We start from the raw sequence: 14,090 nt of genomic DNA on the forward strand, positions 1-14,090 counted from the left end.
CAATCGAGAAGCCAAACAGTAAATGGGCTAATTTCCCTGTTTGGCTTCTCGATCCAAAAGCCAAACGGATAGTGGTTTTGGCGTATGGGTATAAAGGCATGGGGAAGTGTTTAATGAAGTGCTGCTGTTTATTTTGGCTTGGTATTTGATGAATGGACGTTTTCCAACTTCAGTGAAGGTTGCTTGTTACTGTTGTCATCAATGTACTCAAGGGCATACCCCATTGCCTTGTAGCTTTTCTCGCGTTTTTTAAACATGCGTTGCAGCATAGGGAGGGTGCAGTCCACATAGTCGTGAATGGTCACTTGTGTTTTTCCTTCCGATTCACGATGAATACGACCGGCATATTGGGCCAATGTGCCTTTCCATGCGATTGGCATGGCCAAAAACAACGTATCCAGTCTTGGTAGGTCAAATCCTTCGCCTACATATTTTCCTGTTGCGACGACAACTTGAGCCGATTGCAGATGATTGTCAGCGTTCTTGCGTTCCGCAGCTTTCATAGCGCCTTTAAGTACGACAGTGCTTATACCCATTTCGGTAAGTCGTGAGTGTATGGATTCTGCGTGCTCTCTACGCTCTGTAAGGACTAACGGGTGTCCGCCATTTTGAACACACTCGTAGGCGTCTGAGACGATTTTTGACGTGCGCTGTTCGTTATCGACGAGCCAGCGGTAGGCGTCGCTTATTTTTGGGCGCTCATCTGTTTTTATTAGCTCAGCTGGCGGTATATCGTAGAGCTGATAAATCATCACAATTTGAGTAAATTGCTCATCAGGGCTTTGTTTCACTTTGTAGCGAATTGGCCCTGCTGTCATAAAAATGATCTTTTGATGACCATCTTGTCGTTCTGGTGTTGCTGTTAGGCCCAATACATATTTTGCTCTTACCTCGTTGAGTACCATTTCAAACCTAGGCGCAGATAGATGGTGGCATTCGTCAACAATAATGTGGCCGTAGTCTTGGATGAAAGGCGTGATGGAATTGTCTTTTTTATTAACCAAACTTTGGTAGGTGGCAATGTCGATAATGCCACTCGGCTTTCTTTTACCCCCGCCTATACTGCCAATGGTTACTTCGGGTAGGAACGTGCGTAAGCGCTCTTGCCATTGTTCGAGCAGTTGTCGGCTATGAACCAGTATTAGGGTATTTACTTTGCGTTTTACGATCATACCAATGGCAGTAACCGTTTTTCCAAATGCGGTCGGCGCATGCAAAATACCGAAGTCATGTTTAGATATTGCGGCCACTGCGTCACGCTGGTTCTTTCGCAAAGTGAACTCAGGGGTAAGTTTTAATAATGGTTTGCCGGTTTCACGCTTATCGTCAAACAGTGGCGAAATATTGTGCTCTTGTAGCAAAGCAATCGCATCATCGAGACAGCCACGCGGTAGTGCAAGATAACCGTTTTCAATACGAGCACAGGAAATAAACCTTGGAATGCCATGGGTTGAAAAACGCAACGCTTGTGTCTTAAAAAACACAGGATTAGAAAAACTAGCTAATCGCTTTAGTCCTGCCAGTAGTGGCCCAGGTAACTCGCTCATCAAAAAGTAGATATGGTTGGCCAAGGTAATGGTCACGGTTTTCGGCAAAGACTCTAATTTTATTGGTGCGGCTTTGGCTGTGATTTCCCAAGGAGGTCGGTTGTCTATTAGACCTTGTTCGGACAGTAATAGGGTATTGGGTGAAATGGTTGTTATGAGTTGACCAATACTTGATTGCGTGAGCGTTTTAAGCTCAGCAAGGTACTGCCATTGATAGTCAATCGCATTCAGGTCATTGTCAACAAAGCAGCTACGACCTGAAAGGCGAGCCTCCTTTTGAAGTGGTAGCGCAATGAGATTGCCAAACCCGCCTTCAGGAAGGACATCTTGGTTAGGAAAGAGCCTGTCATAGGAGTCAAACGATAGATTTGGAAATATTTCCATGGCCTTATCAAGCAAAGCGAAACCCAGTGCCCGAGCTTGGTTAGCTGGGATGTTGGTTTCAAAAAAGATCCATAAGTGCGCCCCGTTGCCAGAGCGCGAGATTTCTATCGCGTGTGGAATATCAAACTCTTGGCACGCTTTAGACATTGCTTTGACTTCTTCTTGCCAACAGCCTTTGTCAAAATCGGCTGCCAACAAATAGCATGTATTATCTTTCAGTAAGGGATACAGCCCCACCACTTGATGACCGGCAAGGTGCCTGTAAATAATGCGCTCGTTTAGTTCGCTAAACTTTCGGTGTGAACAGTCTTGGCATTTAATGCGGGGTTTGTTGCAAACCCCGTTTACCCATTCATTATCACAGGCTACGGAATAGCCACTGCGGCCCTGTTGATTTTGCCAACGATTGGCAAAGATATCCTCTCGTCCACGAAATCGTTGTCTGAATAGGGCGACCTTTTGTTCTGGCGTGAATGTCTGTACTGAACGCTCGTTTTGAGCGCTACGCAAAGCCTCTCTTAATGCGAGAAGCTGTTGCTTTTCGTTTTCAAGCTCAGCTAGCCTGTTATCAATAGCTGAAATATTTGGGTAGCGAGCGTCATTCATGACAACATAATTTTTATGCGCAGCACTATGAAGCGCGAACTTGCGGCGGTTTGATGAGCGACTCTGCTGGAATACCTAGCCCTTCATGAAGTTTCCAAATCATTTTTAGCGTGAGTGATCGCTTATGGTTTAGGATTTCATAAACACGATTGCTTTTACCTATCATGGGTTCAAGATCTTTAACCGTTAAGCCTTTGCGCTCCATCTCAAACTTTATTGCCTCAACAGGGTCTGGCAAATCCATTGGAAAATGCTTTGCTTCGTAGGCTTCAACTAACGTAACCAAAATGTCCAGCTTTTCGCCTTCGACGGTATCAGGCTCCGCCATCATTAGGTTTTCGATATCGTTTAATGCCGCGCGGTAGTCGGCATCTGTTTTAATAGGTCTGATGTCCATTATATATACCTCTTGTTACTACCTTTTGGCTTCAAATCGTTTGCACATCAATTTTATCGTATTGTGCATGGCTGCCGATAAACCGTATGTAAACCACCTTGTAGGCATAATTGATCCAAACAACTAAGCGGTATTTATTACCGGCAATGTTAAACACGACACGCCCATCTTTGAGGATGCTGGCATTTCTAAAGTCCTGTTTCACATCCGACGGTGATCCCCAATCAGCGTTTAATGCATGCCGATACCACGCTAAAGTTGGCTCTTTAGCGTCAATGTATTCTGGGCTGTCTTCCCAAAATGTTTTTAAGGTTGATAGTGCGATAATTCTCATAAATAGATGGTAGTCCCATATTGGGACTTTTGCAAGTTTGGTATTTTTGATGTGGTTAGGAGTTTTTACCGCATCCCCAATTGCCCCATTCCTTGGGGCAGTTTAACTTCCTCTTATTCACCCTCTAAAGCTCGGCATATCAAGTGTTGCCCCATTGTCCCAACTGCCCACGGTAAGTGAGCAAATGGGGGCTTGTTAGTTTCGCCTGATAGGCCTTTTCGGCATGCGGCTGCGTTTGCCATCGAAGAAGGCCAAGACTCTGAACCAATAGAGTGATTCTCCATACCCCAAGCTGTGCGTTGGACGTGGAGGCGGGATGAGCCCCAGTTTGCGTCCTAAACTGACAATCACGTAGAACATGAGTTTTAGCATTAGCCAAGGAGCGAGTACCACGAATACCATCAGGCAATGCCGAGTAAGTGCGTAGCCTATACCATGAGACTGTTCGAGTAGGGCAATGCCAATACACCAGCCAAGCCCTGCCAGCACGGCTATTGGAAAGGTAATGGGGCGAGTCGCATCATAAATTGCATGTTAATGCCCTCCTGCGTGCTGTTGCGAATGTGGCTCAAAGTTCACTAGCGGTTCAACCACATCAGCCACGGTTTGATGGGCAATACGGCGCTCTTCAAAGTAATCGTGGCGGTCGTAGATACCCTCAACGCCTTTTAGCTTATGGTTAAGACAGCGTTCGGCCACATTGCCTGCAATGCCCAAAGAGGCGGCAAGGCTGCGAAAGGTGCGGCGCAGATCGTGTACGGTGAAGTGTTCAAGTTTGCCCATTTTATTGGGAGGCTGTTTTTTGCGCCCTGGCTCGCGACCAAAGAGTTTAGAAATGGCGCGGTTCAGCGTATCTGGCCCCATATGTGGACGATGGCTTGCTCGTCTGGCTGGGAAAACATAAGGCGAGCCACAAGCGCGGATTTGCAGCTCGTTAAACCAGGCAATGGCTTGGCGCGGTAAGGGAATGCTTATCGGCACGCCAGTTTTGCTGCGTTCCTTGGGTAGGTCCCATACGCCCGTGGTTAAATCCATTTCACGCCACATGGCTTCGCACAGTTCGCTTTTACGCACGCCCAACACCAAAAACAGGCAGCAAGCGAGGTAGTTATCGCGGCCAAAGCTATTGATATGGGTATGAAACACGCTAAAGGCGTAGTGAATTTCCTCTTTGCTGAGCATCCTGTCTTTACTGGACTCCACGCCACCGGCATCGTCCACGGTAAACGCTGCGGCGGGGTTATTCAGCGTTAAATCGAGTTTAATCGCATGTCGAAACAACTGCTTCATGTACATCAAGGTGTCGTTGGCAATGGTAGGGCGGTTACTTTCTCGAATGCGTTCTAATACTTCGCGCACGTCTCGTGCGGTCACCTCAGCAATACACTTAATGCCAATGACAGGGCTTATGTCTTTGGTGTAAACCCGATACGGAATCTTGGGATGCTTTAGTCGTCTACTCAGATCGGTTCGATACCAGTCATGGAACAGTTGATCCACGGTTTCAATGTCAGGTAACTCGATTTTCTGTTTTTCTAGAAGAGGATCTATGCCGTCACGTACTTCCTTTCGAAAGTATGCGGCGGCAATTCTGGCGTCTGCCAACGACATTAAAGGAAATTGCCCCAAGGTTGCTTCTCGTCTTGCTTTGGCTGTGGTGTAGCGAATCATCCAATAAGGCGAGCCTTGTTTGCGGACGCAAAAGTATAGACCTTCACCATCTGAATATTTTTTTGGGTCGGCTTTGCTGTATGCAATAACCTGTTTTGCTGTGAGTTTTCCCATGTTTACTCCATAGTTGCTGAAATAATGGAGGGGGCAATAATGGCTGCCCACCACCGATTTGCTTATTGAATCAGCAGCTAACCTGTTGTGGTGGCGAGTTAAATGCGAAAATTGGGTAACTTACTGCCCACCAATTTGCTCACCGCAAAATGCTTATTGAGCAAAAATGAGGGGACTGCCCACCATTCTGCCCACCACTAAACAGGCAGTTGGTAACGGACGTCTGCAAACCGATTTGGGCGGGGGAAATAAAAAAGCCCTGTATTTACAAGCAAATAACAGGGCTTTTAAGACATTCTTGGACGGGTGAAAAAACTATTCGATATTTTGGATCTGCTCACGCATCTGTTCAATTAGAACTTTCAGTTCAACGCCCGATGCGGTGATGTCGGTGCTGATGGATTTCGACGCTAGCGTGTTCGATTCACGGTTGAACTCTTGCATCATGAAATCTAGACGACGACCCACTGCGCCGCCTTTTTTCAGAATGTTCGTGGTTTCTTTTACGTGAGAATCAAGACGGTCTAGCTCTTCTGCTACGTCTGATTTCTGTGCCAGAAGGATAAGCTCTTGCTCAACGCGAGATGGGTCTAGCTCTACTTTTGCATCTTCAAATTTAGAGAACAGACGCTCACGTTGCCACTCTAGTATTTCTGGCATGCGTGCGCGCACTTTCACAACTTCTGATGTGATCGCTTCGAGGCGTTGCTCAATCAGCGCCTTCATGTTCTCGCCTTCACGAGCGCGCGCTTCAATAAATTCATCCATTGCGCCATCAAACGCTTCTAGTAGCACTTTATTTACCGCATCCATGTCTTGCTCTGGCGTTTCCATTACCCCCGGCCATTGCATAACTTGAAATGGATTGATTCGGCTCAGTTCACCAGTCATGTGCATGACTTGTTCAGCGGCTTTAATTACCTGGCTAGCAAGCGCTTCATTGATGCTAAGCTCACCTTTTGCGGCAGGGTTTGCTTCAAAACGTAGATTACATTCTACTTTGCCTCGCGCTAAGCGCTTACGAAAACGCTCACGTAAAACGGGCTCTAACCCGCGAAATTGCTCTGGCATGCGGAAGTATGTTTCTAAATAACGCTGGTTCACGCTGCGGATTTCCCATACCGCAGAACCCCAATCGCCTTTTACTTCTTTGCGTGCATACGCTGTCATACTGTAAATCATCGAATTTTCCTGTCTTCATTTTTTGAAAATTACTTCAAGAGTGTATCACGCTGCGTCGATAGGTGCGCGGGATGTATGGATTGTTTATGTTGTGCCAGATGCGTAACCTATGAATCCGGAATCGATTCCGTTATAATCTTCGCCCAACCAAATCGTCTTCTCCTCATATTTAAGGTAGATGCCCATGCGTCCAAACGATCGCAAGGCGGATCAAGTTCGCCCTATCAAAATTACTCGTAACTACACAGCTTACGCTGAAGGGTCAGTGCTAGTTGAGTTCGGTAACACCAAAGTGTTGTGTAATGCGACCGTCGAAGAATCTGTGCCACGTTGGCTAAAAGGTCAAGGTAAAGGCTGGGTTACAGCTGAATACGGCATGCTACCTCGAGCAACACATTCGCGTACTCGTCGTGAAGCGGCAAGTGGAAAGCAAGGCGGCCGTACGATGGAAATTCAGCGTCTTATCGCGCGAAGCCTACGTGCAGTTGTCGATCTAAAAGCCATGGGTGAGTTCATGATCACCGTTGACTGTGACGTTATCCAAGCTGACGGTGGTACGCGTACTGCATCCATCAGCGGCGCAAGTGTTGCAATGGCCGATGCATTCCAACACCTAGTAGATAGCGGCAAGCTAAAAGCAAACCCAATGAAAGGCCACGTAGCGGCAGTTTCAGTTGGTTTGCTAGGTGATGATGTTCTGTGTGACCTTGAGTACGTTGAAGATTCAGCGGCAGACACAGACATGAACGTGGTAATGACAGAAGAAGGCAAGATGATTGAAATTCAGGGCACCGCAGAAGGTGAACCGTTCAGTCACGAGCAGCTGATGGCTCTGCTAGAGTCGGCGAAAGTCGGCATTACGGAAATTGTCGCAGCGCAGAAGGCGGCGTTAGCCAATTGATTTAAATAGCTCCCATTATGGGGGCTATTTTTTTATCTCGACAATAGAGAAATGAATGATTGTCGAGAAGAGACACAAGAAACCAAGGACATAGAGAGAAAATAATGAAAGCATACCAGCGTGAATTTATTGAGTTTGCACTTGAGAAAGAAGTTCTTAAGTTTGGTGAGTTTACTTTGAAATCTGGCCGTAAAAGCCCGTACTTCTTTAACGCTGGTCTTTTCAATACTGGTCGTGACCTAGCGCGTCTTGGTCGTTTTTACGCAGCAGCGCTTGCTGATTCTGGCATTGAGTTTGATGTGCTGTTTGGCCCGGCGTACAAAGGTATCCCAATCGCGACGACAACAGCAGTCGCGCTGGCGGATCATCATGACGTCGACACGCCTTACTGCTTCAACCGTAAAGAAGCGAAAGATCACGGCGAAGGCGGTAACCTTGTAGGCTCTGCGCTTGAAGGTCGTATCATGCTAGTGGATGACGTAATCACAGCAGGTACTGCGATTCGTGAATCGATGGAAATCATTCAAGCAAATGGCGCAGACCTTGCTGGTGTGTTGGTTGCGATTGACCGCCAAGAAAAAGGCAAAGGTGAGTTGTCTGCGATTCAAGAAGTGGAGCGTGACTTTGGTTGTGCAATCATCTCAATCATTAGCCTGACTGACCTTGTGACTTTCCTTGAAGAGAAAGGCACAGACAAAGAGCATCTAGAAGCAGTCAAAGCGTACCGCGCAGAATACGGCATTTAATTGGTTACTTTTTCTGAAAAAGTAAAAAGGGCAGATGGATATTCATCTGCCCTTTTTTGTTTTTGGATTCATCGCCTTGACCACTTACTTATAGCGAATGCCTTTCTCGACATGCTCATCTTGCATGGTTTTATAGCGTTTATGGAGCCACATCCATTGCTCTGGAGCGCGTAGAATGACTTTTTCCACATACTTGTTCATATAAGCGGCAGCGGCGACTTCGTCTTTTTGTGGATAATCGGCTTCAATGCAGTTATCGGCGATGATGTCGTATTTTCCTTCGTCATTGCGAAACCCTGAGCCTGGGATGATCGCACATTTTGAGGTATACGCCAGAATGCTCGTGCCTGTTGTCGTACACGCATCGTCTACGGCAAAGAAGGGCACAAATACTGATTTTTTGCGACCGTAATCGTGATCCGGTAAATAGAACAGACGCTCACCGCTGCGTAAAACACGAATCATCTTTTTTACATCTTTACGATCAATCAGTTTATTGCCGTTATGTGTCCGTCCCCAATACTGGATAAAGTTATAAGCAGGATTATTATGCGGACGAAACGCGCCGTACCCGGCCACGCCTAACACGGCGAAAGCACGCGCAGTGATCTCTAGATTAAGAGCATGGACACAACAAAGTAGGACGCCTTTACCTTCTTTGGCTTTTTCACGCAGTGCGCCGAGATCTTTCTCGACGATCAGGTTTTTAAAGCGCCAAGTCGGCCAGAACCAAGTGATTCCGGTTTCTATCAGTGCCATACCGGTATTTTTGAAGTTCTCTTCAACAATATGTTGAATCTCTTCAGGTGTTTTGTCTGGAAAGGCCAATTCTAAGTTACGCTGAGCAACGTGGACACGCTTTTTACCGTAGCGCATGCCAAGTTTGCCGAGTGAACGACCTAATGAAAGCAGCAGCCGATAAGGAAGAATATTGACGAGGATGGCCAACAGACCAAAACCAAGCCATACGCCCCAGTTACGAGGGTGAAGAAGTGAAAGAGAAAACTCGGGCTGCGTGTATTTGTCTTTACTCATAGTCTTTTACTTTATTTGTGCACTCAAAAGCGCCCAGTACTCGTCAAAGTTTGCAGTCGGCTGGTATTTAAAGTCGCTACGCACAAAGCGGTTTAGGCTCCCCTCAACTTGTCCCAGAATTTGCGCGGCTAGGATGCGCTCTTCGACAGGGAAAGACTTCCCTTCACGAATCTTACGTTCACGCAGGATTTGGCGCAATTGTGTTTCTATACGCTCAAAGAGTTGATTGATGCGTTCACGTAGACGTTCATTTTCAAACATTAGAGCATGACCCGACAAAATGCGTGTCAGACCTGGGTTACGTTCAGAGAACGCCAAAATAAGGTGCATCACCATACGAATACGCTCTAGTGTATCTTTTTCGTCGTCTAGAATACGGTTGATACGTGTCATCAAGGCTTCTTCAATGAACTCAATCAACCCTTCGAACATGCGCGCTTTACTTGGGAAATGACGATACAGCGCGGCTTCTGAAACGCCGACTTGCTTGGCCAGTTTTGCCGTAGTAATGCGTGAAGCGCCATCTGTTGATTCAAGCATTTCTGCCAATGCTTGTAAGATTTCTTCACGACGGTTGGATTTTTTACTGCCGGCCATTAGTTACTTCCTTTCAAAATACAAAGTTGAGCGGAGGGGATTATAAGACGCTATTTCGCCTCAAACTAGACCACTAAGGGTGGAATGGGAGATTTAACACCCTTAGTTGTCATTTTTGTACCAAATTTATGCCAGCTTTTGTAAAAAATTGGCAGGGTTTTCAAACGTTAGTTACATCAATTGATGCATTTTTTCGAGAATTTTAAAGCTCAATGCTTCTTTTGATTCCAAAGCGAGCGCAAGTTCACCTTCAGGCCAGTAAAGGGTAATTGCGTTGTCGTTGCTGTTAAATCCTTGCCCTGCAACCGAAACGTCGTTTGCACAGATCATATCGAGGTTTTTCTTTGTTAACTTGCCTCGAGCATAGGTCTCTACATCATTGGTTTCAGCCGCAAAACCGACGGTAAACGGACGCTTCTCCGTCATTGCTGCCACAGATGCAACAATATCAGGATTTTTAACCATATTAATGACCATTTCGTCGTTGTCTTCTGTCTTTTTCAACTTTTGAGACGCGATCGTTTGTGGGCGGTAGTCGGCAACGGCAGCGCAGCTAATAAAGGCATCATGCTGGTTTGCATGTGTCATAACGGCTTCGTGCATCTCTTGTGCACTGGAAACATTTATGCGCTCAACACCTACGGGCGTATTTAAACTGACAGGACCGCTCACGAGGGTGACTTTGGCTCCCATCTGCGCTGCGGCACTCGCCAATGCATAGCCCATTTTCCCGGAGCTATGATTCGTAATGTAACGCACTGGGTCAATCGCTTCGCGAGTTGGGCCTGCGGTGATGAGTATCGACTTACCTTCTAGCAATTTTGGCTGAAAGAACTGTTCACATAGATGCACTAGCTGCATTGGTTCCAGCATTCGACCTGGGCCCACATCGCCACAGGCTTGCTCTCCTGCCGCAGGACCCCAGATGTGCATACCGCGACGCGCTAACGTTGAGATGTTCTCTTGGGTTGCGATATTGCGATACATCTGTTGATTCATCGCAGGAGAAACAGCAACAGGGGAATCTGTCGCGAGCACGAGCGTGGTAAGCAAATCGTTCCCCATACCTGCAGACATGCGCGCGATTAAGTCCGCGGTCGCTGGCGCTAGTAGTACTAAATCTGCCCATTTGGCCAATTCAATATGGCCCATAGAGGCTTCCGCCGCTGGGTCTAATAAACTGTCCGAGACAGGACTGCCCGAAACGGCTTGCATGGTTAAAGGGGTAATGAACTCTTTTGCTGCTTTCGTCATTACCACTTGAACTTGCGCTCCTCTCTCTATGAGGCGACGGGTTAGCTCCGCACATTTATACGCGGCAATACCGCCACTGATGCCGAGTAGAATTTTCTTTCCTGCTAGTGTTTGCATGTGAGATCTCCAATTTGATGACCGGATTTTAACACAATTCAAAGTCTGACCGCCCGAGCATATATAACGAGAAGATAATTCACATCAAACTCCAGAGTATTAATCTGACCGAGGAAGGGAAAATTCTCGCCTACCTCACAGACAAGTTGCGCGGAGTTTGCAAGTCTGAAAAGAAAAAGAGGTACTGGAAACCATGGTGTTGAAAAGTCGAAACAAATTGCTGCTGATAACCCTAATTCCGTTGTTGTTGATCACTACGTTGATCTCAGTGGTGTATTACATCAACAGCAGTAAAAGTTTGGAAGCGGAGCTGGCAAGAGACAGGCAAGAGCTCATCGAAACGAAAAAGAAAGAGTTACAAGCCTACATGATGATGGGCGTGACGGCGATAAAACCGTTATACGACGCGGATGTAAATGGAAGTAATAAAGAGGCAGCAAAAGAAATTCTGAAAGCCATGCGCTTTGAAAGCGATGGTTACTTTTTTGCCTACGACTCTCAAGGTGTGAATACGTTGCACGCCATCAAACCTGCATTAGAGGGTAAAAACCTTTACGACTTAAAAGATGAAAATGGGGTCGCAGTTATTGCGGGCTTGATTGACGCTTCTCAAAAAGGGGATGGGTTCCTCTATTTCTCGTGGCACAAACCGACCATTGACGCACAAGCGCCTAAGTTGGGCTATGCAGAATATTTATCGAAATGGGACTGGGTTTTAGGCACTGGTGTTTATATTGATGACATCGACCAGCAAGTTGCGATGCACAGAGAGTTAAAGACTCAAGAGCTAAAAGAGCATACGTTATCTGCCGTGTTGATTTCCGTTGTTGGGTTGATCATCACCAGTATTCTCACCAGTATCGTGGTGTCGAAAGGCATTCAGCCATTACAACATGTCGCGGCGTCATTGAAAGATGTAGCCGCAGGCGGCGGTGACTTAACGGCTCGTTTAAAAGTCGAAAGTCAGGATGAAGTCGGTGAAGTGGCGGCCGCGTTTAATGAGTTTATGGATAAGCTGCACCCACTGATGCAAGACATTCATCGCTCTGCGACGACAGTACAGACCGTTTCCCAAAGCCTGAACATTCAGACCAGCCAAGCGAGCGGTCAAATGCAGGACCACTGTTTAGAGACGGACAAAGTCGTGACTGCGGTGACACAAATGAGCATGACAGCCAAAGAAGTAGCCAGCAATACCAATGCGACTGCACAGGCGATTGAGGATGCCAACAGTCAAGTTACCGAAGCTCAGCGTGAAGTGGAACAAGCAATTGAAGGCATTACCGAGCTAGTGAGGGAAATAGATAGTACGTCAGATGCAATTTCTGAGTTGAGTTTACAAACCGAAAAAATAACCAAAGTGCTGGATGTGATTGGCGAGATAGCCGAGCAAACGAATTTGTTGGCCCTAAATGCGGCGATTGAAGCGGCTAGAGCGGGTGAGCAAGGCCGAGGGTTTGCCGTCGTTGCGGATGAAGTTCGCTCGTTAGCTAGTCGTACGCAAAATAGTACTCATGAAATTGGTGACATGCTTAAGCAGCTGCAAAATGGTGTATCAAGAGCGGTCAGTACGATGTCGGTGAGCCAAAAACGAGGTGTAAAAACGGCGGAAGAGTCCGCGCTCATTCAGCAATCTCTTTCTGGTGTTCATCATTCTATCGGTACGATTCGAGATATGGGTATTCAAACCGCGTCTGCCGCCGAAGAGCAAAGTGCGGTTGCAGAAGACATCAACCAAAACTTAGTGGCTATTCAACAGATCGTGAACAACATTAATGAGACGTTGCAGCATGCCGAGTCAATCAGCACGCAGCTATCACAGTCTGGAACAGAAATTCACGGCTTGGTTGGCAACTTTAAACTCTGATGAACTGTTAAGTTGCATGGAAAGCACTGATGGTACGAAGAAAGCGAAAGTCACACTCGACTTTCGCTTTTTGTTTTGTGGAATAGGGGCACTTTCCATATAAAGAGACATCAGATGATACTGAAAGCTATGCCAACTGAGTCCATGCCCAGGGAGAAGCTGCTGCAACGAGGATCGCAAGCATTAACCGATGCTGAGCTACTGGCTATTTTCTTGCGCACAGGCACCCACGGAATGAACGTAATTGAACTTGCAAACTTCCTTATTCAAGACTTTGGTTCGCTAAGACAACTATTTTCAGCATCAGAGCAAGAGTTTTGTCGTCATAAAGGGTTGGGACAAGCCAAGTATGTTCAGTTGCAAGCGGTACTAGAAATGACGCAGCGCTATTTAGCGGAAACGCTAAAGCGTGGTGACGCCTTAACCAGCCCCGACCAAACTAAGTTATATCTGTCTTCTATTTTAAGGGATCGGCAAAGAGAGGCTTTTTATATTCTTTTTCTCGATAACCAGCACCGAGTGATAAAAGATGAAATTTTATTTGAAGGAACGTTGGATGCAGCGTCGGTGTATCCGAGAGAAGTCGTCAAGCGTGCTCTGCATCATAACGCGGCGGCTTTGATTTTGGCGCACAATCATCCTTCAGGCGTTGCTGAGCCGAGCCAAGCTGACAGAAGGATTACAAGGCGTCTCACCGACGCATTAGCATTGGTGGATATTCGTATTTTGGACCATTTCGTCATCGGAGATGGGGAAAGTGTCTCTTTTGCTGAAAGAGGCTGGATATAACTGTGCGTTTTTTAGGTTGTTAGTTGCTAAAAATCTGCTATCATCCACGCCACTAAATTTTTAACTGAATTCAGCTTGGACTGCTAAAAAAATCTGCTGTCTAAAAAAAGATCACGAAAACCTGTAAAAAGGATCTGTTCGGGTCTTGAGCAATGCATATCAAGTTAGTATAATGCGCGACCTTTGATAGCCTTGTATGGATTTTCCATAGCGGTTCTTAACCTCTAACTTCTTTTCGAGAGATAGAGAGGTTCGGCCACCAAGGTTGATATCGAGCTGAAACGATTTTGGAGAAGACATTCATGTCACGAGTATGCCAAGTAACTGGTAAGCGTCCAGTAACGGGTAACAACCGTTCACACGCACGAAATGCTACTAAGCGTCGTTTTCTGCCGAACCTACAAACTCATCGTTTCTGGGTAGAGAGCGAAAAACGTTTTGTTAAACTACGTCTATCTGCTAAAGGTATGCGCATCATCGACAAGAAAGGTATTGATACTGTTCTTGCAGACATGCGTGCACGTGGCGAAAACGTTTAAGAGGAAATAA

At 46.5% G+C, this 14,090-nt stretch carries 13 protein-coding genes and 1 pseudogene; 5 read left to right on the plus strand and 9 right to left on the minus strand.

All coding sequences use genetic code 11. The features are described 5' to 3' along the window. Positions 1-128 precede the first annotated feature (128 nt). From R8N49_RS08535 to R8N49_RS08560, 6 genes and pseudogenes are all read right to left on the minus strand, one after another. On the minus strand, positions 129-2,537 hold the full coding sequence (locus R8N49_RS08535) for a TOTE conflict system archaeo-eukaryotic primase domain-containing protein (RefSeq protein ID WP_318189919.1): 2,409 nt from the start codon (positions 2,535-2,537) through the stop codon (positions 129-131). A 25-nt stretch (positions 2,538-2,562) separates the two neighbouring features. Beyond that, positions 2,563-2,934: a helix-turn-helix domain-containing protein gene (locus R8N49_RS08540; RefSeq protein WP_000354815.1), complete on the minus strand. Its 372-nt coding sequence runs from the start codon at positions 2,932-2,934 to the stop codon at positions 2,563-2,565. A gap of 31 nt (positions 2,935-2,965) precedes the next feature. After that, complete coding sequence (locus R8N49_RS08545) at positions 2,966-3,268, minus strand: type II toxin-antitoxin system HigB family toxin (protein WP_001219935.1); 303 nt, start codon at positions 3,266-3,268, stop codon at positions 2,966-2,968. Positions 3,269-3,463: 195 nt separating this feature from the next. Then, positions 3,464-3,801, minus strand: a pseudogene (locus R8N49_RS08550) (hypothetical protein). A gap of 1 nt (position 3,802) precedes the next feature. Continuing rightward, positions 3,803-5,053: a tyrosine-type recombinase/integrase gene (locus tag R8N49_RS08555; RefSeq protein WP_203344852.1), complete on the minus strand. Its 1,251-nt coding sequence runs from the start codon at positions 5,051-5,053 to the stop codon at positions 3,803-3,805. A 315-nt stretch (positions 5,054-5,368) separates the two neighbouring features. Then, entirely contained in the window at positions 5,369-6,235 is an 867-nt protein-coding gene (locus R8N49_RS08560; RefSeq protein WP_005384776.1) for a YicC/YloC family endoribonuclease, read from the minus strand. Positions 6,236-6,419: 184 nt separating this feature from the next. Here R8N49_RS08560 and rph point away from each other — a divergent pair, with 184 nt between their 5' ends. Both rph and pyrE read left to right on the plus strand, forming a co-directional pair. Then, positions 6,420-7,136 carry a ribonuclease PH gene (gene rph, locus R8N49_RS08565; RefSeq protein ID WP_017634994.1) on the plus strand — a complete coding sequence of 239 codons (717 nt, stop codon included), beginning with the start codon at positions 6,420-6,422 and terminating at the stop codon, positions 7,134-7,136. Between the two features lie 104 nt (positions 7,137-7,240). Continuing rightward, entirely contained in the window at positions 7,241-7,882 is a 642-nt protein-coding gene (pyrE, locus tag R8N49_RS08570; RefSeq protein WP_005384778.1) for an orotate phosphoribosyltransferase, read from the plus strand. Positions 7,883-7,966: 84 nt separating this feature from the next. On the opposite strand, the gene R8N49_RS08575 is transcribed toward pyrE, so the two are convergent. The 3 genes from R8N49_RS08575 to coaBC form a co-directional block, all read right to left on the minus strand. After that, on the minus strand, positions 7,967-8,917 hold the full coding sequence (locus R8N49_RS08575; protein WP_025768317.1) for a Kdo(2)-lipid IV(A) acyltransferase: 951 nt from the start codon (positions 8,915-8,917) through the stop codon (positions 7,967-7,969). 6 nt (positions 8,918-8,923) lie between these two features. Beyond that, a complete protein-coding gene (gene slmA, locus R8N49_RS08580) occupies positions 8,924-9,514 on the minus strand; it encodes a nucleoid occlusion factor SlmA (protein WP_005379386.1) in 591 nt (196 codons plus the stop codon). 171 nt (positions 9,515-9,685) lie between these two features. Further along, positions 9,686-10,885, minus strand: coding sequence for a bifunctional phosphopantothenoylcysteine decarboxylase/phosphopantothenate--cysteine ligase CoaBC (gene coaBC, locus R8N49_RS08585; protein ID WP_258489590.1), 1,200 nt, complete (start codon positions 10,883-10,885; stop codon positions 9,686-9,688). A 193-nt stretch (positions 10,886-11,078) separates the two neighbouring features. Between coaBC and R8N49_RS08590 the strand changes: the two genes are divergently transcribed. The 3 genes from R8N49_RS08590 (at position 11,079) to rpmB (ending at position 14,080) form a co-directional block, all read left to right on the plus strand. Then, on the plus strand, positions 11,079-12,752 hold the full coding sequence (locus R8N49_RS08590) for a methyl-accepting chemotaxis protein (protein WP_258489591.1): 1,674 nt from the start codon (positions 11,079-11,081) through the stop codon (positions 12,750-12,752). 114 nt (positions 12,753-12,866) lie between these two features. Then, positions 12,867-13,541, plus strand: coding sequence for a RadC family protein (gene radC / locus R8N49_RS08595; RefSeq protein ID WP_258489592.1), 675 nt, complete (start codon positions 12,867-12,869; stop codon positions 13,539-13,541). Between the two features lie 302 nt (positions 13,542-13,843). After that, positions 13,844-14,080 carry a 50S ribosomal protein L28 gene (rpmB, locus tag R8N49_RS08600; protein WP_005384783.1) on the plus strand — a complete coding sequence of 79 codons (237 nt, stop codon included), beginning with the start codon at positions 13,844-13,846 and terminating at the stop codon, positions 14,078-14,080. Positions 14,081-14,090 lie beyond the last annotated feature (10 nt).

It is taken from the genome of Vibrio sp. 1978 (genome assembly GCF_033344345.1).

Coding starts and splice junctions, on each gene's coding strand:
- R8N49_RS08535 (WP_318189919.1), bottom strand. CDS start 2,537: ATGAATGACGCTCGCTACCCAAATATTTCAGCTATTGATAACAGGCTA.
- R8N49_RS08540 (WP_000354815.1), bottom strand. CDS start 2,934: ATGGACATCAGACCTATTAAAACAGATGCCGACTACCGCGCGGCATTA.
- R8N49_RS08545 (WP_001219935.1), bottom strand. CDS start 3,268: ATGAGAATTATCGCACTATCAACCTTAAAAACATTTTGGGAAGACAGC.
- R8N49_RS08555 (WP_203344852.1), bottom strand. CDS start 5,053: ATGGGAAAACTCACAGCAAAACAGGTTATTGCATACAGCAAAGCCGAC.
- R8N49_RS08560 (WP_005384776.1), bottom strand. CDS start 6,235: ATGATTTACAGTATGACAGCGTATGCACGCAAAGAAGTAAAAGGCGAT.
- rph (WP_017634994.1), top strand. CDS start 6,420: ATGCGTCCAAACGATCGCAAGGCGGATCAAGTTCGCCCTATCAAAATT.
- pyrE (WP_005384778.1), top strand. CDS start 7,241: ATGAAAGCATACCAGCGTGAATTTATTGAGTTTGCACTTGAGAAAGAA.
- R8N49_RS08575 (WP_025768317.1), bottom strand. CDS start 8,917: ATGAGTAAAGACAAATACACGCAGCCCGAGTTTTCTCTTTCACTTCTT.
- slmA (WP_005379386.1), bottom strand. CDS start 9,514: ATGGCCGGCAGTAAAAAATCCAACCGTCGTGAAGAAATCTTACAAGCA.
- coaBC (WP_258489590.1), bottom strand. CDS start 10,885: ATGCAAACACTAGCAGGAAAGAAAATTCTACTCGGCATCAGTGGCGGT.
- R8N49_RS08590 (WP_258489591.1), top strand. CDS start 11,079: ATGGTGTTGAAAAGTCGAAACAAATTGCTGCTGATAACCCTAATTCCG.
- radC (WP_258489592.1), top strand. CDS start 12,867: ATGATACTGAAAGCTATGCCAACTGAGTCCATGCCCAGGGAGAAGCTG.
- rpmB (WP_005384783.1), top strand. CDS start 13,844: ATGTCACGAGTATGCCAAGTAACTGGTAAGCGTCCAGTAACGGGTAAC.